General features: G+C 73.1%; 16 protein-coding genes. 14 read left to right on the top strand and 2 right to left on the bottom strand.

From position 1 onward, the window contains the following. Positions 1 to 130 precede the first annotated feature (130 nt). The 7 genes from ACZ4VL_RS12850 (at position 131) to ACZ4VL_RS12820 (ending at position 7,972) form a co-directional block, all read left to right on the top strand. Entirely contained in the window at positions 131 to 1,642 is a 1,512-nt protein-coding gene (locus ACZ4VL_RS12850) for a gamma-aminobutyraldehyde dehydrogenase (RefSeq protein WP_468199077.1), read from the top strand. Between the two features lie 52 nt (positions 1,643 to 1,694). Further along, the gene (locus tag ACZ4VL_RS12845) at positions 1,695 to 2,942 is read left to right on the top strand and encodes a polyamine ABC transporter substrate-binding protein (RefSeq protein ID WP_468199075.1); all 1,248 of its coding nucleotides are present in this window, start codon (positions 1,695 to 1,697) and stop codon (positions 2,940 to 2,942) included. A gap of 67 nt (positions 2,943 to 3,009) precedes the next feature. Further along, complete coding sequence (locus tag ACZ4VL_RS12840) at positions 3,010 to 4,161, top strand: ABC transporter ATP-binding protein (protein WP_468199073.1); 1,152 nt, start codon at positions 3,010 to 3,012, stop codon at positions 4,159 to 4,161. Continuing rightward, a complete protein-coding gene (locus ACZ4VL_RS12835; RefSeq protein ID WP_468199070.1) occupies positions 4,158 to 5,087 on the top strand; it encodes an ABC transporter permease in 930 nt (309 codons plus the stop codon). Before ACZ4VL_RS12840 ends, ACZ4VL_RS12835 begins: the two co-directional genes overlap by 4 nt. Beyond that, positions 5,087 to 5,881 carry an ABC transporter permease gene (locus tag ACZ4VL_RS12830; protein WP_468199068.1) on the top strand — a complete coding sequence of 265 codons (795 nt, stop codon included), beginning with the start codon at positions 5,087 to 5,089 and terminating at the stop codon, positions 5,879 to 5,881. Before ACZ4VL_RS12835 ends, ACZ4VL_RS12830 begins: the two co-directional genes overlap by 1 nt. A 21-nt stretch (positions 5,882 to 5,902) precedes the next feature. Then, a complete protein-coding gene (locus tag ACZ4VL_RS12825) occupies positions 5,903 to 7,321 on the top strand; it encodes an NAD(P)/FAD-dependent oxidoreductase (RefSeq protein WP_468199066.1) in 1,419 nt (472 codons plus the stop codon). Positions 7,322 to 7,471: 150 nt separating this feature from the next. After that, positions 7,472 to 7,972 (top strand): hypothetical protein, encoded by a 501-nt coding sequence (locus tag ACZ4VL_RS12820; protein WP_468199064.1) that lies wholly within the window; start codon positions 7,472 to 7,474, stop codon positions 7,970 to 7,972. Positions 7,973 to 8,035: 63 nt separating this feature from the next. On the opposite strand, the gene ACZ4VL_RS12815 is transcribed toward ACZ4VL_RS12820, so the two are convergent. Then, entirely contained in the window at positions 8,036 to 8,581 is a 546-nt protein-coding gene (locus ACZ4VL_RS12815; RefSeq protein WP_468199062.1) for a phosphatase PAP2 family protein, read from the bottom strand. 394 nt (positions 8,582 to 8,975) lie between these two features. Continuing rightward, positions 8,976 to 10,310, bottom strand: a complete 1,335-nt coding sequence (gabT, locus tag ACZ4VL_RS12810; RefSeq protein WP_361095371.1) for a 4-aminobutyrate--2-oxoglutarate transaminase — start codon at positions 10,308 to 10,310, stop codon at positions 8,976 to 8,978. A 246-nt stretch (positions 10,311 to 10,556) separates the two neighbouring features. Between gabT and ACZ4VL_RS12805 the strand changes: the two genes are divergently transcribed. From ACZ4VL_RS12805 to ACZ4VL_RS12775, 7 genes are all read left to right on the top strand, one after another. Further along, the gene (locus ACZ4VL_RS12805) at positions 10,557 to 12,827 is read left to right on the top strand and encodes an ATP-binding protein (protein ID WP_468199059.1); all 2,271 of its coding nucleotides are present in this window, start codon (positions 10,557 to 10,559) and stop codon (positions 12,825 to 12,827) included. Positions 12,828 to 12,948: 121 nt separating this feature from the next. After that, entirely contained in the window at positions 12,949 to 14,529 is a 1,581-nt protein-coding gene (locus tag ACZ4VL_RS12800) for a PucR family transcriptional regulator (protein WP_468199056.1), read from the top strand. A 173-nt stretch (positions 14,530 to 14,702) separates the two neighbouring features. Continuing rightward, entirely contained in the window at positions 14,703 to 16,148 is a 1,446-nt protein-coding gene (locus ACZ4VL_RS12795) for an aldehyde dehydrogenase family protein (protein ID WP_361095380.1), read from the top strand. 200 nt (positions 16,149 to 16,348) lie between these two features. Next, the gene (locus ACZ4VL_RS12790) at positions 16,349 to 18,292 is read left to right on the top strand and encodes an acyl-CoA dehydrogenase family protein (RefSeq protein ID WP_404242023.1); all 1,944 of its coding nucleotides are present in this window, start codon (positions 16,349 to 16,351) and stop codon (positions 18,290 to 18,292) included. 63 nt (positions 18,293 to 18,355) lie between these two features. Next, positions 18,356 to 19,708, top strand: coding sequence for a hypothetical protein (locus tag ACZ4VL_RS12785; RefSeq protein WP_468199053.1), 1,353 nt, complete (start codon positions 18,356 to 18,358; stop codon positions 19,706 to 19,708). A 20-nt stretch (positions 19,709 to 19,728) separates the two neighbouring features. After that, positions 19,729 to 20,982, top strand: coding sequence for a 1-deoxy-D-xylulose-5-phosphate reductoisomerase (dxr, locus tag ACZ4VL_RS12780; RefSeq protein ID WP_468199050.1), 1,254 nt, complete (start codon positions 19,729 to 19,731; stop codon positions 20,980 to 20,982). Continuing rightward, on the top strand, positions 20,979 to 22,280 hold the full coding sequence (locus ACZ4VL_RS12775) for a M50 family metallopeptidase (protein ID WP_468199048.1): 1,302 nt from the start codon (positions 20,979 to 20,981) through the stop codon (positions 22,278 to 22,280). The genes dxr and ACZ4VL_RS12775 overlap by 4 nt, the downstream gene beginning before the upstream one ends. Positions 22,281 to 22,393 lie beyond the last annotated feature (113 nt).

The following is a 22,393-nucleotide window of genomic DNA, read 5'->3' as shown; positions in this document are numbered from 1 at the left end:
GCCTCGACACATGGTCGACCGATTCCGTCGCGTAATCAAAGAGCAACAACGGAATCACTTGGCTGCGGGTAACACCTCTGCCAGGATCGGCACTCAATCCGAGCTGAAGCCACGAGGGCGTGAGAGCGTGATGGGTAGCTTCCAGGTCAAGGACCGCTTCGCGGACGGCGCGCAGTACATCGACGGCCGCCTGCGGACCGGTACCTCCGGACGGTCGCACACCGTGGTGAACCCCGCCACCGGTGAGGAGGTGCTCACCTACGAGCTGGCCTCCGCCGCCGACGTGGACGCGGCCGTGGCCGCCGCCCGGCGCGCCTTCCCCGCCTGGTCCGCGGCCACCCCCGCGGAGCGCTCGGACGCCCTGCACCGGCTGGCGGCCGTCCTGGCCGCGCAGGCGGAGGACCTCGCGTACGCCGAGTCGCTCCAGTGCGGCAAGCCGATCAAGCTGTCCACCGAGTTCGACGTACCGGGGACGATCGACAACACCGCCTTCTTCGCGGGCGCCGCCCGCCACCTCCAGGGGCAGGCGGCCGCCGAGTACTCCGGGGACCACACCTCGTACGTACGCCGGGAGGCCATCGGGGTCGTCGGCTCCATCGCCCCCTGGAACTACCCGCTCCAGATGGCCGCCTGGAAGATCCTCCCGGCCGTCGCCGCGGGCAACACCATCGTCCTGAAGCCCGCCGAGCTGACGCCGCTGACCTCCCTGATGTTCGCGCAGGCCGCCACGGAGGCGGGCGTCCCCGACGGCGTGATCAACATCGTCACCGGCGCCGGCCGGGACGCCGGCGAGCACCTGGTCGGCCACCCGGACGTCGTCATGACCTCCTTCACCGGCTCCACCGCCGTCGGCAAGCGCGTCGCCGAGATCGCCACCGCCACCGTCAAGCGGCTCCACCTGGAGCTCGGCGGCAAGGCCCCCTTCCTCGTCTTCGACGACGCCGACCCGGAGGCCGCCGCCCACGGCGCCGTCGCCGCCTCCCTGATCAACACCGGTCAGGACTGCACGGCCGCCACCCGCGCCTACGTCCAGCGCCCCCTGTACGAGGCCTTCACCGCCCGCGTCGCCGAGCTGATGGAGGGCGTCCGCCTCGGCGACCCCCTCGACGCGGCGACCGACCTCGGGCCGCTCGTCTCCCACGCCCAGCGCGACCGCGTCGCCGGCTTCGTCGAGCGCGCCCGCGGCTACGCCACCGTCGCCACCGGCGGCGGCGTCCCCGGCGGCGCCCTCGCCGACGGCGCGTACTACCGGCCCACCCTGATCACCGGCGCCCCGCAGGACAGCGAGATCGTCCAGTCGGAGGTCTTCGGGCCGGTCCTCGTCGTGCTGCCCTTCGACACCGACGACGAGGGCATCGCGCTGGCCAACGACACCCCGTACGGACTCGCCGCATCCGCCTGGAGCCGCGACGTCTACCGGGCCAACCGCGCCACCCGCGAGCTCAGGGCGGGCTGCGTGTGGATCAACGACCACATTCCGATCATCAGTGAGATGCCCCATGGGGGATACGGGGCGAGCGGCTTCGGAAAGGACATGAGCTCGTACTCCTTCGAGGAGTACACGCAGGTCAAGCACGTGATGTACGACAACACGGCGGTCGCCGCGAAGGACTGGCACCGCACGATCTTCGGGGACCGATAGCAGCAGCCGGCCGTCCGACCAGCGGCCCACCCATCCCGAAAGGGCACAGCCCATGGAGCAGTTCGAGCCCGAACGCCTCTCCGCGGCGCAGGTCGCCGCGATGCGGCGGAGCCTCACCGGCGGCCGCGGCGCCCTCACCCGCCGCTCGCTGCTGCGCGCCTCAGGCGCCGGCGCGCTCGCCCTCGGCGGCCTGGCCTCCCTGAGCGCCTGCGGCATCCCGCCGGCCAGGCGCGACGGGGCGACGGCGGCCTCCGACGACCACTCGGACACGGAGAAGGTGATCAACTTCTCCAACTGGACCGAGTACATGGACGTCAGCGACGACGAGAAGACCCACCCGACGCTGGTGGAGTTCACCAAGCGGACCGGCATCCGGGTCAACTACACCGAGGACATCAACGACAACGTCGAGTTCTTCGGCAAGATCCGCCCGCAGCTGGCGGCCGGCCAGGACACCGGCCGCGACCTGATCGTCGTCACCGACTGGCTCGCGGCCCGCATCATCCGCCTGGGCTGGGCGCAGAAGCTGGACCCCTCCCACCTGCCGCACGCCTTCGCCAACCTGATCCCGCAGTACCGCAGCCCCGACTGGGACCCCGGCCGCGCCCACAGCTACCCGTGGACCGGCATCAACACCGTGATCGCCTACAACACCAAGGCGACCGGCGGGAAGAAGGTCGACTCCGTCACGCAGATGCTGGACGACCCCACCCTCAAGGGCCGGGTCGGCTTCCTCACCGAGATGCGCGACACCGTCGGGATGACCCTCCTCGACCAGGGCAAGGACCCGGCGACCTTCACCACCCCGGACTACGACGCGGCCATCGCCCGGCTCCAGAAGGGCGTGGACTCCAAGCAGATCCGCCGCTTCACCGGCAACGACTACACCGCCGACCTCGACAAGGGCGACCTCGCGGCCTGCCTGGCCTGGGCCGGCGACATCATCCAGTTGCAGGCCGGCAACCCGGACATCCAGTACGCGGTCCCCACCGTCGGCTACATCACCTCCAGCGACAACCTCCTCGTCCCGGCCCACGCCCGCCACAAGGCCAACGCGGAGAAGCTCATCGACTTCTACTACGAGCCCCCGATCGCCGCCCAGCTCGCGGCCTTCATCAGCTACGTGTGCCCCGTCGCGGGCGTCAAGCAAGACCTTGCGAAAATCGATCCTGCGCTCGCGGACAACCCCTTGATCATTCCGGACGAGGAGATGACCGCCAGGGCCCATGCCTTCCGCATGCTCACCAGCGAGGAAGAGACCGAGTACGAGGAAAAGTTCGCCAAGCTCATCGGAGCCTGACGAGCGCCCGCACCGGCACCGCCCCCCGCACTCTTCCGAAGAACACCACCACCGAAGGCCGCGACCCATGACTGACAAGACCGCGGGCGGCGACGTCCGCCTCGCCGGGATCAGCAAGCACTACGGCACGTTCACCGCCGTGCACCCGCTGGACCTCACCATCCCCCAGGGCTCCTTCTTCGCCCTGCTCGGCGCCTCCGGCTGCGGAAAGACCACGACCCTGCGCATGATCGCCGGCCTGGAGGAGCCCTCCACCGGCACGGTCCACCTGGGCGAGCGCGACGTCACCCAGCTGCCCCCGTACAAGCGCCCCGTGAACACGGTCTTCCAGAGCTACGCGCTCTTCCCGCACCTGAGCATCTACGAGAACGTGGCCTTCGGCCTGCGCCGCCGCGGCATCAAGTCCGTCAAGAAGCAGGTCGAGGAGATGCTGGAGCTGGTCGAGCTCGGCCAGTTCGCCCAGCGCAAGCCCCACCAGCTCTCCGGCGGCCAGCAGCAGCGCGTCGCCGTCGCCCGCGCCTTGATCAACCACCCCCAGGTGCTCCTGCTCGACGAGCCCCTCGGCGCCCTCGACCTCAAGCTGCGCCGCCAGATGCAGCTGGAGCTCAAGCGGATCCAGACCGAGGTCGGCATCACCTTCGTGCACGTCACGCACGACCAGGAGGAAGCCATGACCATGGCCGACACCGTCGCCGTGATGAACGGCGGCCGGGTGGAGCAGCTCGGCGCGCCCGCCGAGCTCTACGAGAACCCGCGCACCACCTTCGTCGCGAACTTCCTCGGCACCTCCAACCTCATCGAGGCCGAGGTCGTCGAGACCGGCGGCTCCGACGTCGTCGTCAGCTCCGCCGGGACCAAGCTCAAGCTGCCCGCCGCCCGCTGCTCGACCACCCCCAAGGCCGGCGGGAAGCTGCTGGTGGGCGTGCGCCCGGAGAAGATCTCCCTGGTCCCCGCGGACGAGGAGCACACCGTCGCGGCCGGCCGCAACAAGGTCGTCGGCCGGATCGCCGACTCCTCCTTCATCGGCGTCTCCACCCAGTTCGTGATCGACAGCCCGGTCTGCCCCGAGCTGGAGGTCTACGTACAGAACATCGAGCGCGACCCCCGCCTGACCCCGGGCACCGAGGTGGTCCTCCACTGGAACCCCGAGCACACCTTCGGCCTGGACGCCGCTCAGGACATCGACGCGGGCATCGAGACGGTCGAGGAGGGCGCATGACCGCCACCGCGGCCCCACCCGAGGCTCCCGCCCCCGCCGAGCCCCCGGTCCACAAGCCCTCCCTGCGCAAGCGGCTGGTCCCGTACTGGCTGCTGCTGCCCGGCATCCTCTGGCTGCTCGTCTTCTTCGTGCTGCCGATGATCTACCAGGCCTCCACCTCGGTGCAGACCGGCTCCCTCGAAGAGGGCTTCCAGGTCACCTGGCACTTCGGGACCTACTGGGACGCCTTCACCGAGTACCTCCCGCAGTTCCTGCGCTCCCTGCTGTACGCCGGCACCGCGACCGTGCTGTGCCTGCTGCTCGGCTACCCGCTGGCCTACCTGATCGCCTTCCGGGCGGGCCGCTGGCGCAACCTGCTGCTGGTGCTGGTCATCGCGCCGTTCTTCACCAGCTTCCTGATCCGCACCCTGGCCTGGAAGACGATCCTGTCCGACGGCGGCCCGGTCGTCTCCTTCCTGAACGCGATCGGCTTCCTGGACGTCACCAGCTGGCTCGGCCTCACCGAGGGCGACCGGGTGCTGGCCACGCCGCTCGCGGTGGTCTGCGGCCTCACGTACAACTTCCTCCCCTTCATGATCCTTCCGCTGTACACCTCCCTGGAGCGCATCGACCCGCGCCTCCACGAGGCGGCCGGGGACCTCTACGCCCGCCCCGCCACCACCTTCCGGAAGGTCACCTTCCCGCTGTCCATGCCGGGCGTGGTCTCCGGGACCCTGCTCACCTTCATCCCGGCGAGCGGCGACTACGTCAACGCCGAGCTCCTCGGCTCCACGGACACCCGCATGATCGGCAACGTCATCCAGTCGCAGTACCTGCGCATCCTCGACTACCCGACGGCGGCCGCGCTCTCGTTCATCCTCATGGCCATCGTGCTGGTCATGGTCACCATCTACATCCGCCGGGCGGGGACGGAGGACCTGGTCTGATGCAGTGGCTCCGCCGCAACTTCGTCGTCATCGCCGGTCTCGGCACGCTCGCCTACATGGTGCTGCCGAACCTCGTCGTGACGCTGTTCTCCTTCAACAACCCCGCCGGGCGGTTCAACTACGCCTGGCAGGAGTTCTCCCTCGACGCCTGGAAGGACCCGTGCGGGGTCGCCGACCTCTGCGGCTCCCTGTCCCTGTCGCTCCAGATCGCCCTGTGGTCCACCCTCGCCGCCACCCTGCTGGGCACCGCCATCGCGTTCGCCCTGGTCAGGTACCGGTTCCGGGCGCGCGGCGCGGTCAACTCGCTGATCTTCATGCCGATGGCCATGCCCGAGATCGTGATGGCCGCCTCGCTGCTCGCGCTGTTCCTCAACATGGGCATCCAGCTGGGCTTCTGGACGATCCTCATCGCCCACATCATGTTCTGCCTCAGCTTCGTCGTCGCCGCCGTCAAGGCGCGCGTGCTGTCGATGGACCCGCGGCTGGAGGAGGCCGCCCGCGACCTCTACGCGGGCCCGGTGCAGACCTTCGTACGGGTCACCCTGCCGATCGCGGCGCCCGGCATCGCGGCCGGCGCACTGCTGGCCTTCGCGCTCTCCTTCGACGACTTCATCATCACCAATTTCAACTCGGGCAACACCGTCACCTTCCCCATGTTCGTGTGGGGATCGGCCCAACGCGGTACGCCCGTGCAGATCAACGTCATCGGCACGGCGATGTTCGTCATCGCGGTGCTGGTGGTCCTCGCCGCCCAGACGGTCGGCAACCGCCGCAAGAAGGCACAGCCCAAGTAACTCTGTAGGGAGTTGGAAGACATGGCCCCAGTCGCCATGCGAAGCGTTGCGAAATCCCTTTCCGAAGCACTGCCGGTCTCGTACTGGCTGGACGACCCCGGCAAGCCCGCCGCACAGCCGGCGCTGACCTCCGACGAGGCCTGCGACCTGCTGGTCATCGGCGGCGGGTACAGCGGCCTGTGGACCGCGCTGATCGCCAAGGAGCGCGACCCCGCCCGGGACGTCGTCCTGATCGAGTCCAAGGAGGCGGGCTGGGCCGCCTCCGGCCGCAACGGCGGCTTCTGCGCCGCCTCCCTCACGCACGGCCTGGCCAACGGCCTGGCCCGGTGGCCCGGCGAACTCGCCCGGCTGGAGGAGCTGGGCGCCCGCAACCTCGACGAGATCGAGGCGGCGGTCGCCCGCTACGGCATCGACTGCGACTTCGAGCGCACCGGCGAGATCGACGTGGCCACCGAGCCCCACCAGGTCGAGGAGCTGCGCGCACTCCACGAGGAGGCGCAGAAGCTCGGCCTGGCGGCCGGCTCGCGCTGGCTGGACCGCGACGAGGTGCGCGCCGAGGTCGACTCGCCGACCTTCCTCGCCGGCCTGTGGGACACCGACGGCGTGGCCATGCTCAACCCCGCCAAGCTCGCCTGGGGCCTGAAGCGGGCCTGCCTCGGCCTCGGCGTGCGCATCTACGAGAACACCCGCGGCCTGTCGCTGGCCTCCTCGGGCCCGGGGATGGCCGTACGCACCCCGTACGGGCGGATCTTCGCCCGGCGGGTGGCCCTCGGCACCAACATCTTCCCCTCCCTGGTCAAGCGGATCCGCCCGTTCACCGTCCCGGTCTACGACTACGCGCTGATGACCGAGCCGCTGACCGCCGACCAGCTGAAGGCCATCGGCTGGCAGCGCCGCCAGGGCATGGGCGACAGCGCCAACCAGTTCCACTACTTCCGCATCACCCCGGAGAACCGGATCCTGTGGGGCGGCTACGACGCCGTCTACCCCTACAAGGGCCGGCTCGACTCCGAGTACGACCACCGCCCCGAGACGTACCTGAAGCTGGCGCAGCACTTCTTCACCGCGTTCCCGCAACTGGAGGGCGTGAACTTCAGCCACGCCTGGGGCGGGGCCATCGACACCTGCTCCCGCTTCTCCGCCTTCTTCGGCACCGCCCACTCCGGCCGGGTCGCGTACGCCGCCGGCTACACCGGGCTCGGCGTCGGCGCCACCCGCTTCGGCGCGGACGTGATGCTCGACCTGTTGGACGGCCTGCGCACCGAGCGGACCGCACTGGAGATGGTCAGGTCCAAGCCGATGCCGTTCCCGCCCGAGCCGTTCGCCTGGACCGGCATCACCCTGACCAAGTGGTCCCTGGCCCGGGCCGACGCCCGCGGCGGCCGCCGCAACCTGTGGCTGAGGACGCTGGACAAGTTCGGCCTCGGCTTCGACAGCTGACGGCCCCGGGGGGCGCGCACCGGCGCATCCGCGTCTTCGGTGCGTGAGCCGGTTCACCTCCTCGGACGAACCGAACCCGCGTCATCGTCGCCCCCGGCCCCGCTCTCTCCCGGTGAGGACCCCTCACCTACAGGGAACGGAGGCCGGGCGATGCAGGGCTCGGAGATCAAGACCGTGGTGGACTGGCTCGCGGCGGCGGCCCCGGATCCGGACGCCTTCCGGTGGGACTGGGAGCGCAGCCCCCGGGGGACCGCCCTGCTGCCGGCGGGCCGGCGGTGGGACGTGCTGATCCTGCCCGGGCGGCTGGGGCGGCCGACCCTCGCCGTGCTGCGCCGGCTGCGCGGCCGGCCCGGCCCGGTGCTGGCCGGCCCGGGCGGTACCCGGTTGGGCTTCTTCGTGCCGCCGGGCACGGCCTCCGGCTGGATCGGCACCGGCGTACGGGGCGCGGGGCGCGGGACCTGGATCGTCGTCCCGCATCCCGGCCGGGCAGCGCCGGGCGTCCGCTGGCTGGTGGTCCCGGACGGCCGGGGCACGCTCACCGACCCGGCGGTGCTGGAACTCGCGATGCACGAGGCCGCGGCCGAGCTGGCGGCGGCGGGGCGGCGGGCGGCGGGGGAGTCGGCGGCCCGGGAGCCGGACCGCAGTCCGTGACGCCCCCGTGCCCGGCGGACCCCCGATGCCCGGCGGACCCCCGGTGCCCGGCGGACTCCCGGCTCAGGGCCCTGCCGGCCGGCCGGGCCCGCCGCCCCGCGCTCCGCGGCGGACCGCACGGGCGACGCCGAGCAGGAGCGGGGCGCACAGGAGCAGGCTGGCCAGCACGTCCAGGGGCCAGTGCCAGCCGCGCAGGACCAGGCCGACGGCCGTCGCGCCCGTCAGTACGAGGGCCGCGGCCGCGGGCCACGGGCCGTGGACGTACGGGCGCAGCAGCAGCGCCGCCCCGAGGTAGGCGACGGCCGCGGTGGCGGTGTGGCCCGAGGGGAAGTAGCCGGCGGCCCACGGCTCCAGCGGGCCCGGGCGGGCGGTCCACAGTTTCAGCGGGACCACCAGGGCCGGGACCAGGGCCATGGCCAGGCCGGCCGCCAGCGCGCCGGTGCGGTTGCCGCGCCGGACCGCGTACGCCATCGCCAGCGCCAGGACCGGTACGGCGACCTGGACGTTGCCGAGGTCGGAGAGGCGCTCGGTGACGGAGTCGGGCAGGCCCCGGACCACGGCCCGGCTGAGGGCCTCGTCCGGTGCGAGCAGCGGGCCCGAGACCAGCACCTGCCAGGTCGCGAGGGCGAGGGCCGGCAGGCACAGGAGGAGAAGGAGGAGGGTGGCCGGCCGTCCCGGAACAGGGGGGATGGTTCCGGGACGGCCGGCCGGATCGGGTTGCCGTGCGCCCCGGGGGGTTTGGGGCGTACGGCCGTCCGATCGGTGAGGAGTGCGCGCGAACGCAGGCCCAGTACGGCGCTGGGGATGCCCGATACCGGGATCGCCCCCGGTTTCCCGGGAGCGGGGTGTCTCACTCATCTGCAGAAACCGTACGGCAGCGGAAAGGGGACCGACAGCAGGAACGCGGTCCTGCCATCGGCCCCCCACATCTTCTTCACAGCGCCCGACCGTTACCGGCGGTACCCGCTGGGACGCGTGTTCGGAAGTCCGCTCAGATGCCCGATCAGATGCCCGCGAACGCGGCCTCGATGATGTCCAGGCCCTCGTTCAGGAGGTCCTCGCCGATGACGATCGGCGGCAGGAAGCGGAGCACGTTGCCGTAGGTGCCGCAGGTGAGGACGATCACGCCCTCGGCGTGGCAGGCCTTGGCCAGCGCGGCGGCGGCCTCCGGGTTCGGGGTCTTGGACTCCGGGTCCTTGACCAGCTCGATGGCGATCATGGCGCCGCGGCCGCGGATGTCGCCGATGATCTCGTGCTTCTCCTGCATCGCGGTCAGGCGCGACTTCATGATGGACTCGATCTTCTTCGCCTTGGCGTTGAGGTCGAGTTCCTTCATGGTCTCGATGGAGCCCAGCGCACCGGCGCAGGCCACAGGGTTGCCGCCGTAGGTGCCGCCCAGGCCGCCCGCGTGCGGGGCGTCCATGATCTCGGCGCGGCCGGTGACGGCGGCCAGCGGCAGACCGCCGGCGATGCCCTTGGCGGTGGTGATCAGGTCCGGGACGATGCCCTCGTCCTCACACGCGAACCACTGGCCGGTGCGGCAGAAGCCGGACTGGATCTCGTCCGCGACGAAGACGATGCCGTTGTCGTTGGCGAACTTCACGATCGCCGGCAGGAAGCCCTTGGCCGGCTCGATGAAGCCGCCCTCGCCGAGCACCGGCTCGATGATGATCGCGGCGACGTTCTCGGCGCCGATCTGCTTGGTGATCTGGTCGATCGCCTGGGCGGCGGCCTCGGGGCCGCAGTTCTCGGCACCGGTGGGCCAGCGGTAGCCGTAGGCGACCGGGACGCGGTAGACCTCGGGGGCGAACGGGCCGAAGCCGTTCTTGTACGGCATGTTCTTCGCCGTCAGCGCCATGGTGAGGTTGGTGCGGCCGTGGTAGCCGTGGTCGAAGACGACGACGGCCTGGCGCTTGGTGTACGCACGGGCGATCTTGACGGCGTTCTCGACGGCCTCGGCGCCGGAGTTGAACAGGGCCGACTTCTTGGCGTGGTCGCCCGGGGTCAGCTCGGCGAGCGCCTCGCAGACCTCCACGTAGCCCTCGTACGGGGTGACCATGAAGCAGGTGTGGGTGAAGTCGGCGAGCTGCGCGGTGGCGCGGCGCACGACGGCCTCGGCGGAGCCGCCGACCGAGGTCACGGCGATGCCGGAGCCGAAGTCGATCAGACGGTTGCCGTCGACGTCCTCCAGGATGCCGCCGTCCAGGCGCGCGGTGAAGACGGGCAGTACGGAGCCCACGCCGCCGGCGACCGTCTCCAGGCGGCGGGCCTGCAGCTCCTGCGACTTGGGACCGGGGATCGCGGTGACGAGCTTGCGCTCCTGCGGGACAGCAGTCATGGAGGGCTCCTGGGGGTGTTTTCGGACGCACTTGTGTCTTTGTCCGCAGGCTAGGCCCGGGGGAGGGGGTAAGGCATGCTCCGTTCGGGAGTGGTCTGCGCGTGTCCTTGTCCGCGGCGGCCATAGGAAGGGCGCGGCGCACGCCCCGCGGTCGCGCGGCGACACCGGCCGGTACCGGCCCGGATCCGCCGCCGGCCAACTACATTGAGCGACGCAGCGCAGGCACGGGCAGGGGGGCAGGGTTTCATGGACACCGAGGGCACGCCGCACGGCACCGGCGAGAGGCGGCCGCCGCACGGCGGACAGGTCCCGCGGCCCGCCGGCCCGCCGCCGGTCCCCGCCGTGCCGCCCGCCCCCGCGGCTCCGCCGACCGCACCGCCCGCCGCGACCTCTGCACCGCCCGCCGCGGCCTCTGCACCGCCCGCCGCACCACTCGCGGCACCCTCCGCGGCGCAGCCCGCGGCGGTGCCCGCGCAGTCCGCGCCCGGGTTGCCGCCCAAGCCGGGCCGCGCCCCCGGCGCCGGGCCCTCCCTCGCCGACTGGCTCCGCACCCCCCGCGTCCCCGACGGGCCGGGCACGTGGTCGTACGGGCACCGGCCCCGCCCCGCCGAGGAGCCGGAGCGCACCCCGACCCGCCAGCTCGTCAGCGGGGCCCTGATCGCCCTGCTCGCCGGGCTGCTGTTGTGGTCCCTGCTGTGGAACGGCTACCTGGGCGGCTTCTGGCTCTGGCCGCTCTACATGTTCACGCCCGACTCCTGGGCCGGGACGATGCCGTCCGTCGTCGCCGCCTACATCTGGTACGGCCTCGTCGGCCTCACCCTCGCCGTCGGCTTCGGCCGCCTCGGCCGCTGGCCCGAGCTGGCCCGCCGCGTCCTCGGCAGCCGCCCCGTCCAGGCCGTCACCACCGTGCACACCGCCCCCGAGCGGCCCGAGCCGGGCGGCCCGGAGGACCCGGCCGGCTGGCCCCAGCTGCGGCAGGCCGGGCTCCCGGACCTCGCCGACCGGCTCGCCGACGAGGTCGCCTCGGGCCGGATGAACGACGTGGACTTCACCCGCATCCGGCGCGCCTGGGACTCCGTGCGCGCCGATCCCTCGCGGGCCGTGGCCTTCGCCGGAGCCGTGCGGGACAAGGGCGCCGCCGCCTGCCTCCACCCCTCCGGCGCCCGCGACCTGCCCGCCCGGGCCGCCCGGCACGACCTGCTGGCCCGGCAGGTGCTGCTCGGCACCGTCGACCCCGGCGAGCGCAACCCGTACGGCCGCCGCGGCACCCGCCTCGCCCTCGACCCCTCCGTGCTCGGCACCTCGCTGCTCGCCGTCGGCCCCTCCGGCGCGGGCAAGACCGACCGCCTCGTCCGGCCCGTCGTCGAATCCCTCGCCCTCCAGGCCCTCGCCGGACAGGCCGCCGTCATCGCCGTCGCCTCGGCCGGCACCCGCCTCGGCCCCGACGACGGCTTCGACGTCGTGGTCCGCGTCGGCGATCCCGACTCCGTCTACGACCTCGACCTCTACGGCGGCACCACCGACCCCGACGAGGCCGCGACCCTGCTCGCCGAGGCCTTCGTCGGCGACGTTCCCGGCCTCGAGGTGCGGCGCGCCGCGACCGCCCTGGCCCAGCTCCTCGGCCCGTTCCGGACCGCGTACGGCCGCTTCCCCGCCGTGCCGGAACTGCGCGAGCTCCTCGACCGGGTGCCCGGCGCCCTCGACGGGCTGCGCGCCGACCTCGACGCCGCCGGGCAGCACGTCATGCTCCGCGAGCTCGCCGCCCGCGACCGGCAGCACGGCACCCACGGCGACCCCGGACCGGCCCTCGCCGACCGGGTGGCCCTGCTGGACCGGCCCGCGTTCGCCGGCTTCTTCGACACCACCGGCCAGGGGCGACCCTTCTCCCTGCGCACCCTGGAACACCCGCTGCGGGTCCGCATCGACCTGCCCGAGCGCGGGCACGCCGACGCCTCCCGGATCCTGGCCCGGCTGCTCCTCGCACAGTTCAACGCCTCCGCCGCCGCCCGCACGGACCGGTCCCTGTTCGCCTTCCTCGCCTTCGACGACGCCTCGCACACCCTCACCCCGCAGACCGTCCGCGGCCTGCAGCGGCTGCGCTCGGCCCACGCGGGCGTCCTGCTCGCCCTGCGCACCCTGGACGACGTGCCCGAGGCGCTGCGCACCCCGCTGCTCGGCGCGGTCGGCTGCCGGATGGCCTTCTCCGGCGTCACCACCTGGGACGGCAAGCGCTTCGCGGAGGCGTGGGGCACCGAGTGGGTGGAGACCCGCGACGTCACCCACCGGACCGTCTTCGCCGACCAGCCCCTCACCCGGGCCGTGCACGCCTTCCGCAAGCTCGTCACCGGCAAGGCCGTCACCACGGACGCGGTGACCGTACGGCAGGTGGAGCGCGAACGCTGGTCGGCCTCCGACCTCGCGCACGCCGTCCCGCCGGGGCACGCGGTGCTGTCGCTGACCTCGGTGCAGGGGGAGCGGGCGGCCCCGCTGCTGGTCCGGCTCGCCGGGACCGGCTGAGCGAACCCGTACGGGGTGGCAGAATCGAGGAGAGTCGTTCGTACGGCACGGCGAAAATCACCGGTATCACCGGATCGTTCCCCCGCTCCCCCCGCTCCCCGTCTAAGGCCCCTGGTACCCGATGCCGCTCACCCTCGCCTCACTCGTCCAGCACTCGGCGCTCAAGCTCAGCGTCCGGGCCGGGGAGGGCCGCCTGGACACCCCGGTGCGCTGGGCCCACGTCAGCGAGCTCGCCGACCCCGTCCCCTACATGGAAGGCGGGGAACTCCTCCTCATCACCGCGATGAAGCTGGACGCCGACGATCCGCAGGAGATGCGCCGCTACGTCCGCCGGCTCGCCGCGGCCGGCGTCGTCGGCATCGGCTTCGCCGTCGGCGTGAACTACGAGGAGATCCCGCAGGCGCTCGTCGACGCCGCCCGCGCGGAGGACCTCCCGCTGCTGGAGGTGCCCCGCCGAACCCCGTTCCTCGCCATCAGCAAGGCCGTCTCCGCGGCCCTCGCCGCCGACCAGTACCGGGCCGTCACCGCCGGCTTCGAGGCGCAGCGCGAGCTGACCCGGGCCGCCCTCGCCGCCGACGGGCCCGCCGAGCTGCTGGCCCGGCTGGCCGCGCACGTGCACGGCTGGGCCGCCCTCTACGACACCTCCGGCGCCGTCGTCGCCGCCGCCCCGGAGTGGGCCGCACGCCGGGCCGCCCGGCTCACCCCGGACGTGGAGCGGCTGCGCGAGCGCCCGGCCCCGGCCAGCGCCGTGGTCGGCGGCGCCGAGGACCGCGTCGAGCTCCAGTCGCTGGGCACCGGCCGGCGGGCCCGCGGGGCCCTCGCCGTGGGCACCGGGGCGCCCCTCGGCACCGCCGAGCGGTACGCCGTCCACTCCGCGGTGGCCCTGCTCACCCTGACCACCGAGCGCTCGCGGTCGCTGCACGACGCCGAGTCCCGGCTGGGGGCGGCGGTGCTGCGGATGCTGCTGGCCGGGGAGGCCGAGCACGCGCGGACCGTGGCCGGCGACCTCTACGGCAGCCTGCTGGACGCACCGTTCCGGTTGGTCGTGGCCGAGCCGGCGCTGCCGGGGACCGCACAGCCCCAGGGCTTCGCCCAGCTGACCGACACCATGGAGTCGGCCGCCGCCCGCGCCGGGGAGGCGCTGCTCGTGGTGCCCGAGGCGGGCCGGCTGCTGGTGCTGGCCGCCGACGGCGGAGCGGCGGTCCAGGCCTGCGCGGACCACGCCGAGGCCCTCGAATCGCGGCGCGGCCGCGAGGCCACCGGGCCGGAACCGGACGAACTGGTGATCGGGATGTCCGGCCCCGCCGACCCGTCGGGCGTGGCGGCGGCGCACAAGCAGGCCGACCAGGCGCTGGCCGTGGCCCGGCGCCGCGGCCGCCCGATGGTGGAGCACGAGGACCTGGCCGCCGGATCGGTGCTCCCGCTGCTCGCCGACGAGGCCGTACGGGCCTTCGCGGACGGCACGCTGCGGGCGCTGCGCGAGCACGACGAGAAGGGCCGCGGCGACCTGGAGGCCTCCCTCAAGGCCTGGCTGTCGCGGCACGGCCAGTGGGACGCGGCGGCGGCCGACCTCGGCGTGCACCGGCACACCCTGCGCTACCGGATGCGGCGGGTGGAGGAGATCCTGGGCCGCTCCCTGGACGACCCGGACGTCCGCATGGAACTGTGGCTCGCCCTCAAGGCGTCCGCGCCGGTGTCGTAGCCGCAGCACGGGGCCCCACGCGCGGGCTCCGGCGGAAAACACTGCCAAACCGGCGAAGCCGGGCGCGGAGGTTCTCCACCACGGACAAGCCACAGAGCGGGCGCGCCGCCCTACCGTGAGAGGGACAGGCGGCGCGCCGCGCCGTACCGCACTTCCGAAGGGCCGGGACCCGCATGACCTCCACCCACGCCTTCTGGCTCGCCGGTCGCCCGGCCACCGGCGAGGACAGCTTCGACGTCCACAACCCGTGGGACGGCCGTCTCGTCGGCACCGTCAGCGTGCCGACCGACGCCCAGGTCGAAGAGGCCGTGGCCGCGGCCCACGCCGTGACGGCGGAGTTCTCCGCGACCCCCGCCCACGTCCGCGCCGCCGCCCTGGACCACGTGTCCAAGCGACTCGTCGAGCGCACCGAGGAGATCGCCCAGGTGATCTCCGCCGAGAACGGCAAGCCCATCAAGTGGGCCCGCGGCGAGGTCGGCCGCGCCGTGTCCGTGTTCCGCTTCGCCGCCGAGGAAGCCCGCCGCTTCAACGGCGGAGAGGCCCAGCGCCTGGACACCGACGCCGGCGGCGTCGGCCGCCTGGCCCTGACCCGCCGCTTCGTCAAGGGCCCGGTCCTCGGCATCGCGCCGTTCAACTTCCCGCTGAACCTGTGCGCCCACAAGGTGGCCCCCGCCATCGCCGTCGGCGCGCCGATCATCCTGAAGCCGGCCCCGGCCACCCCGCTCTCCGGCCTCATCCTCGGTGAACTGCTCGCCGAGACCGACCTCCCGGCCGGCTCCTGGTCGGTCCTGCCGGTCGCCAACGACAAGATGCCGGCCCTGGTCCAGGACGACCGCCTGCCCGTCATCTCCTTCACCGGCTCCGACAAGGTCGGCTACGCCATCCAGCAGTCGGTGCCGCACAAGCACTGCACCCTGGAGCTCGGCGGCAACGCCGCCGCCGTCGTCCTCGACGACTGGTCCTCCGAGACCGACCTGGACTGGGCCGCCACCCGCATCGCGACCTTCTCCAACTACCAGGCCGGCCAGTCCTGCATCTCCGTGCAGCGCGTGATCGCCGACGCCTCCGTCTACGACCGCCTCGTCGAGAAGGTCGTCGCGAAGGTCCAGGCGCAGGTCACCGGCGACCCCGCGGACGACGCCACCGACGTCGGCCCGCTGGTCTCCGAGGACGCCGCCAAGCGCGTCGAGTCCTGGGTCGACGAGGCCGTCTCCGCCGGCGCCAAGCTGCTCACCGGCGGCAAGCGCGAGGGCGCCTCGTACGAGCCGACCGTCCTCGCCGACCTGCCCGACGGCGTCACCCTCGCCTGCGAGGAGGTCTTCGGGCCGGTCCTCACCCTGCACCGGGTCGAGAACACGGACGAGGCCTTCGCCAAGGTCAACGACTCCAAGTTCGGCCTGCAGACCGGCGTGTTCACCCACGACGTCCAGACCGCGTTCCGCGCCCACCGCGAGCTCGAGGTCGGCGGCGTGATCATCGGTGACGCGCCGTCCTACCGCGCCGACCAGATGCCCTACGGCGGCGTCAAGCAGTCGGGTGTCGGCCGCGAGGGCGTCCGCTACGCGATGGACGACTACACGTACGAGCGAGTCCTGGTCCTGACCGGCCTGAACATCTGATTTCGTACGTCCACCTGGCTGACGGCCGGAGCCCACTGTGCGGGGGCTCCGGCCGTCCCCTTTTGCCCCCGCCCCCCACCCGGCGTTCCCCCGCCCGGCCCACCCAAGCTTTTCCCGGGCGGATGAAAGGGGTACGACTCCCAGGTAGCACTCGCTGGTAGTCAGAAGCGTCCCCAATCGGCGGCGAGGTGAGCCCCCTCATGTCCGCAACACAACCCGCACAGCCCAAGGTGACCGAGCGCGACGCACGGCAGGTCGCGGAGGCGGCCAGGGAACAGGACTGGCACAAACCGAGCTTCGCCAAGGAACTCTTCCTCGGCAGGTTCCGCCTCGACCTGATCCACCCGCACCCGCAGCCCTCCGACGAGGACGTCCGGCGCGGCGAGGCCTTCCTCGCCCGGCTCAGGGAGTTCTGCGAGACCGCCGTCGACGGCCCCCGCATCGAGCGGGAGGCGCGGATCCCCGACGAGACCGTGCGCGGGCTCAAGGAGCTCGGCGCCCTCGGCATGAAGATCGACCCCAAGTACGGGGGCCTCGGCCTGACCCAGGTGTACTACAACAAGGCGCTGGCCCTCGTCGGCTCGGTCAGCCCCGCCATCGGCGCGCTGCTCTCCGCCCACCAGTCGATCGGCGTCCCGCAGCCGCTGAAGATGTTCGGCACCCAGGAGCAGAAGGAAACTTTCCTCCCGCGCTGCGCCACCACCGCCATCAGCGCCTTCCTGCTCACCGAACCGGACGTCGGCTCCGACCCGGCCCGGCTGGCCACCACCGCCGTCCCGGACGGCGACGACGCGTACGTCCTCGACGGCGTGAAGCTGTGGACCACCAACGGCGTCGTCGCGGACCTCCTCGTCGTGATGGCCCGGGTGCCCGCCTCGGAGAACCACCGCGGCGGGATCACCGCCTTCGTCGTCGAGGCGGACTCGCCCGGCATCACCGTCGAGCACCGCAACGCCTTCATGGGCCTGCGCGGCCTGGAGAACGGCGTCACCCGCTTCCACCGGGTCCGCGTCCCCGCCTCACAGCGCATCGGCGCCGAGGGAGCCGGCCTGAAGATCGCGCTGACCACCCTCAACACCGGCCGGCTGTCCCTGCCCGCCATGTGCGTCGGCGCCGGCAAGTGGTGCCTGAAGATCGCCCGCGAGTGGTCCGGAGTCCGCGAGCAGTGGGGCCGCCCGGTCGCCCGCCACGAAGCCGTCGGCGCCAAGATCTCCTTCATCGCCGCCACCACCTTCGCGCTGGAATCCGTCGTCGACCTCGCCTCCCAGATGGCCGACGAGGACCGCAACGACATCCGCATCGAGGCGGCCCTCGCCAAGCTCTACGGCTCCGAGATGGCCTGGCTCATGGCCGACGAGCTCGTCCAGATCCGCGGCGGACGCGGCTTCGAGACGGCCGAGTCCCTCGCCGCCCGCGGCGAGCGCGCCGTCCCCGCCGAACAGATGCTGCGCGACCTGCGCATCAACCGGATCTTCGAGGGCTCCACGGAGATCATGCACCTGCTGATCGCCCGCGAGGCCGTCGACGCCCACCTGTCGGTCGCCGGCGACCTCATCGACCCCGACAAGGACCTCGGCGACAAGGCCAGGGCCGGAGCCCGCGCCGCCGGGTTCTACGCCCGCTGGCTGCCCAAACTCGCCACCGGCCCCGGCCAGGTCCCCGGCAGCTACCGGGAGTTCCACCCCGCCGGCCACCCCGACCTCTCCGCCCACCTGCGCCACGTGGAGCGCAGCGCCCGCAAGCTCGCCCGGTCGACGTTCTACGCCATGTCCCGCTGGCAGGGCCGGATGGAGACCAAACAGGGCTTCCTCGGCCGGATCGTCGACATCGGCGCCGAGCTCTTCGCGATGAGCGCGGCCTGCGTCCGCGCCGAGCACCTGCGCGCCACCGGCGACCACGGCCGCGAGGCCTACCAGCTGGCCGACGCCTTCTGCCGGCAGTCCCGCATCCGCGTCGAGGAGCTCTTCGGGCGGCTCTGGAGCAACACCGACGACCTGGACCGCAAGGTCGTCGCCGGGGTCCTCGCCGGCAGCTACACCTGGCTGGAAGAGGGCGTCCTCGACCCCTCCGGCGACGGCGCGTGGATCGCCGACGCCACCCCCGGCCCGTCTACCCGGGAAAACGTGCACCGTCCCTTCCGCTGACCTGCGATCATCGCCGGGCGCCGGTCGAGGCGTACACGGCCGGCGACGGGGAATCGGATGCATGTGAACGCGGACAGGGAGAGCCGGCGGCTCGCCTGGTGCGTGGCGCTGCTGCTGCGCCACGCACCGGACGCCGTCGCCGCCGAGGTCCTCGGGCGGCTCGACGCCCCCACCCGCCGCTACCTGTGCCGGGACGAGTACCTCCCGGCACCCGTCGTCACCCTGCTGCTGCGGGACGGCAGCGCCGAGGACCGCGCCACCGTCGCCCGCAACCCGCACGTGCTCGGCCGGCCGCTGCCCGGGCTGCCCGGCCCCGCCCGGTACGCCGCCCGCCCCGGCCCCCCGCCCGCCCTGCTCGCCACCCTCGGCGCCGAGCTCGGACGGGCGCCGCAGCCCCCGCTGACCGGCGCCGAGGTGATCGACCTGCTGCGCCGGCACGGCCGCCGCCGACCGCGGATCCCGCTCGACGTCCTCGCCCTGGAACACGAGCTCGACCCCGCCCTGCTGCTGCGCGAGCACGCCCGCTCCCCACTGCCGCCCGGATCCGCAGAGGCGCTGCTGCTGGTCGGCGGGCTCGACCGGCAGGCCTGCCTCGCCCTCCTCGACACCCGCGCGCAGGACGCGTACGGACCCGGCTGGCACCGGCCCGCGGTCCGTGCCGTCCGCGCCGGCACCCTCACCTTCGACGAACTCGCGGCCGCCGTGGCACCCGCCCACCGCACCCTGCTCCTCGGACAGCAGCACGCCGCCGGAAGCCTGGGCTGGAACCTCGCCGAGCGGGCCGGAATGCGCTCCGCCCTGACCCGGGTGCTGCGCCCGGCGCTCGGGGACGACCCGCGGCTGTGGGCCGAACTCCGCCGCCACGCCCCCGGATTCCGCGGCACCCTGCCCGAGCTGGCCGCCGCGGTGACCGCCGGGGCCGCACCCCGCCCGTACCCCGGGGGCGGGATACCCGGCCTCGCGCAGGCCGTCGACGCCCTCGCCCCCGGCTCCGCACGGCCGGCCGCCGACGGCGTCGACCGCGAGCTGGCCCTCGCCAGCCTCGGGGTGCCCAACGCCATGGGCGACCTGCGCGAGGACGTCCGCTGGGTCCGCGCCTGCCTGGACCGCGGCGTGCTGACCGGCACCGACGTCGTCCGCCACAAGGCACCCGCCGCCTGGGCCCTGGACGAGGACCACTGGCTCGGCGACACCGACCACCCCGACCGGCACGACCGGCCCGGGGCCGTCCTCGCCGCCCGCGCCGAGGCCGACCGGTTGTGCGACGCCGCCCTCGGCACCGACGCCGGCGCCTGGTGGGCCGCCGCCCTCGCCCTGCCCGACTGCGTCGGCACCCTGCCCGAACTGCTCGCCGACGTACTGCGCGGGGACCCGGGCGGGGACGCCCGTGGGGACTCCGTGTCCGAGCGCTCCTGAGTTGCCGCCACAATGGGGGAATGAGCGACAGTCCAGCCCCCCTCGCCGATCCGCACCTCCTCTTCGACGCCGCGGCCGGCCGCCGGGACGTCGTCGTCCTCGGCTCCACCGGGTCGATCGGCACCCAGGCCATCGACCTGGCCCTGCGCAACCCGGACCGGTTCCGGGTGACGGCGCTCTCCGCCGCCGGCGGGCGCCCGGGGCTGCTGGCCGAGCAGGCCCGGCAGCTGCGGGTCGACACCGTGGCCGTGGCCCGCGAGGACGCCGTACCGGCCCTGAAAGAGGCGCTGAGCGCCGCCTACGGAGCCTCCGAGCCGCTGCCCGAGATCCTGGCCGGGCCGGACGCCGCGACCGACCTGGCCGGCTCCGCGTGCCACACCGTCCTCAACGGCATCACCGGCTCCATCGGCCTCGCCCCGACCCTCGCCGCGCTCCGGGCGGGTCGGACCCTCGCCCTGGCCAACAAGGAGTCGCTGATCGTCGGCGGTCCGCTGGTCAAGGAGCTCGCGCAGCCCGGGCAGATCATCCCGGTCGACTCCGAGCACGCCGCCCTCTTCCAGGCCCTCGCCGCCGGCACCCGGGCCGACGTCCGCAAGCTCGTCGTCACCGCCTCGGGCGGCCCGTTCCGCGGCCGGACCCGCGCCGAGCTGGAGTCCGTCACCGTCGAGGACGCGCTCGCGCACCCCACCTGGGCCATGGGCCCGGTCATCACGGTCAACTCGGCGACCCTGGTCAACAAGGGGCTGGAGGTCATCGAGGCGCACCTGCTCTACGACATCCCGTTCGACCGCATCGAGGTCGTCGTCCACCCCCAGTCGTACGTCCACTCGATGGTGGAGTTCTCCGACGGCTCCACCCTCGCCCAGGCCACCCCGCCGGACATGCGCGGCCCGATCGCCATCGGCATCGGCTGGCCGCAGCGGGTCCCGGACGCCGCCCCCGCCTTCGACTGGACGAAGGCGTCGACGTGGGAGTTCTTCCCGCTCGACACCGAGGCCTTCCCGGCCGTGGACCTGGCCCGGCACGTGGGCACGCTCGGCTCCACCGCCCCCGCCGTGTTCAATGCGGCGAACGAGGAGTGCGTGGACGCGTTCCTGGCCGGTCGGCTGCCGTTCACAGCAATCATGGATACGGTCTCTGCCGTGGTCGATGAGCACGGGACGCCGGACACGGGAACTTCCCTGACCGTGGAGGACGTCCTCGAAGCGGAGACCTGGGCCAGGGCCCGGGCACGGGAGATGGCGGCACGAGCCGCCGTGGAGGCGCGCGCATGACAGCACTCATGACGGTGCTCGGCATACTCATCTTCGTATTCGGGCTGCTCGTCTCGATCGCCTGGCACGAGCTGGGCCACCTCTCCACGGCCAAACTCTTCGGCATCCGCGTGCCCCAGTACATGGTCGGCTTCGGCCCGACCATCTGGTCCCGGCACAAGGGCGAGACGGAGTACGGGATCAAGGCCATCCCGATGGGCGGCTACATCCGCATGATCGGGATGTTCCCGCCCGGCGACGACGGCAAGATCACCGCCCGGTCGACGTCCCCGTTCCGCTCGATGATCGAGGACGCCCGCTCGGCGGCGTACGAGGAGCTCCAGGCGGGCGACGAGACGCGGCTGTTCTACACGCGCAAGCCGTGGAAGCGCGTCATCGTGATGTTCGCCGGCCCGTTCATGAACCTGGTGCTGGCACTCGCGGTCTTCTTCGGCGTCTGGACGACCTTCGGCGTCAACCAGACCACCACGAAGATCGCCAGCGTCTCGCCGTGCGTCATCCAGCAGAGCGAGAAGCGCGAGGTCTGCAAGGACGGCGACCCCGTCGCCCCCGCCAAGGCCGCCGGCCTGCGGGCGGACGACCGGATCGTCGCCTTCAACGGCCGCGCCGTCTCCGACTGGTCCGTCCTGCAGAAGCGCATCCGCGACACCGTCGGCCCCGCCACCGTCACCGTCGAGCGGGACGGGCAGCGCCTGACCCTGCCCGTCACGCTGATCGAGAACCGGGTCGCCAGGACCGACGGCCACGGCGGCTACGTCAAGGGCGAGTACGTCACGGCCGGCTGGCTCGGCTTCAGCCCGAAGAACGAGACCACGCCCCTGACCTTCGGCCAGTCCGTCAGCCACATGGGCGAGGAGGTCGACCGGAGCCTGGAGGGGCTGCTCAAGCTGCCCGCCAAGATCCCGGGGCTGTGGAACGCCGCCTTCGACGGCGCCGAGCGCGAACCCGACTCCCCGATGGGCATCGTGGGCGCGGCCCGGATCAGCGGCGAGATCGCCACCCTCGACATCCCCGCCACGGACCGGCTGGTGTTCTTCCTCCAGCTCGTCGGCTACTTCAACCTCTCCCTGTTCCTGTTCAACATGCTCCCGCTGCTGCCGCTCGACGGCGGGCACATCGCGGGCGCCCTGTGGGAGTCGGTGCGGCGCACCGTGGCCAAGGTGTTCCGGCGGCCCGACCCCGGCCCGTTCGACGTGGCCAGGCTGATGCCCGCCGCGTACGTGGTGGCCGGCGTCTTCGTCTGCTTCACGCTGCTCGTCCTCGTGGCCGACGTGGTGAACCCGATCAAGATCACCTGATTCGACCGCATGTGCGCCGGGTGGGGGGGGGGGGGGGGGGGGGGGGGGGGGGGGGGGGGGGGGGGGGGGGGGGGGGGGGGGGGGGGGGGGGGGGGGGGGGGGGGGGGGGGGGG

It is taken from the genome of Streptomyces sp. NPDC029014, assembly GCF_055564695.1.
The sequence above is the reverse complement of the archived record's forward strand: the minus strand, read 5'-3'. Positions and strand labels throughout refer to the sequence as shown.

What these genes read in the sequence shown, in the direction of transcription:
- ACZ4VL_RS12850 (WP_468199077.1), top strand. Translation starts at nt 131, where the DNA reads ATGGGTAGCTTCCAGGTCAAGGACCGCTTCGCGGACGGCGCGCAGTAC.
- ACZ4VL_RS12845 (WP_468199075.1), top strand. Translation starts at nt 1,695, where the DNA reads ATGGAGCAGTTCGAGCCCGAACGCCTCTCCGCGGCGCAGGTCGCCGCG.
- ACZ4VL_RS12840 (WP_468199073.1), top strand. Translation starts at nt 3,010, where the DNA reads ATGACTGACAAGACCGCGGGCGGCGACGTCCGCCTCGCCGGGATCAGC.
- ACZ4VL_RS12835 (WP_468199070.1), top strand. Translation starts at nt 4,158, where the DNA reads ATGACCGCCACCGCGGCCCCACCCGAGGCTCCCGCCCCCGCCGAGCCC.
- ACZ4VL_RS12830 (WP_468199068.1), top strand. Translation starts at nt 5,087, where the DNA reads ATGCAGTGGCTCCGCCGCAACTTCGTCGTCATCGCCGGTCTCGGCACG.
- ACZ4VL_RS12825 (WP_468199066.1), top strand. Translation starts at nt 5,903, where the DNA reads ATGGCCCCAGTCGCCATGCGAAGCGTTGCGAAATCCCTTTCCGAAGCA.
- ACZ4VL_RS12820 (WP_468199064.1), top strand. Translation starts at nt 7,472, where the DNA reads ATGCAGGGCTCGGAGATCAAGACCGTGGTGGACTGGCTCGCGGCGGCG.
- gabT (WP_361095371.1), bottom strand. Translation starts at nt 10,310, where the DNA reads ATGACTGCTGTCCCGCAGGAGCGCAAGCTCGTCACCGCGATCCCCGGT.
- ACZ4VL_RS12805 (WP_468199059.1), top strand. Translation starts at nt 10,557, where the DNA reads ATGGACACCGAGGGCACGCCGCACGGCACCGGCGAGAGGCGGCCGCCG.
- ACZ4VL_RS12800 (WP_468199056.1), top strand. Translation starts at nt 12,949, where the DNA reads ATGCCGCTCACCCTCGCCTCACTCGTCCAGCACTCGGCGCTCAAGCTC.
- ACZ4VL_RS12795 (WP_361095380.1), top strand. Translation starts at nt 14,703, where the DNA reads ATGACCTCCACCCACGCCTTCTGGCTCGCCGGTCGCCCGGCCACCGGC.
- ACZ4VL_RS12790 (WP_404242023.1), top strand. Translation starts at nt 16,349, where the DNA reads ATGTCCGCAACACAACCCGCACAGCCCAAGGTGACCGAGCGCGACGCA.
- dxr (WP_468199050.1), top strand. Translation starts at nt 19,729, where the DNA reads ATGAGCGACAGTCCAGCCCCCCTCGCCGATCCGCACCTCCTCTTCGAC.
- ACZ4VL_RS12775 (WP_468199048.1), top strand. Translation starts at nt 20,979, where the DNA reads ATGACAGCACTCATGACGGTGCTCGGCATACTCATCTTCGTATTCGGG.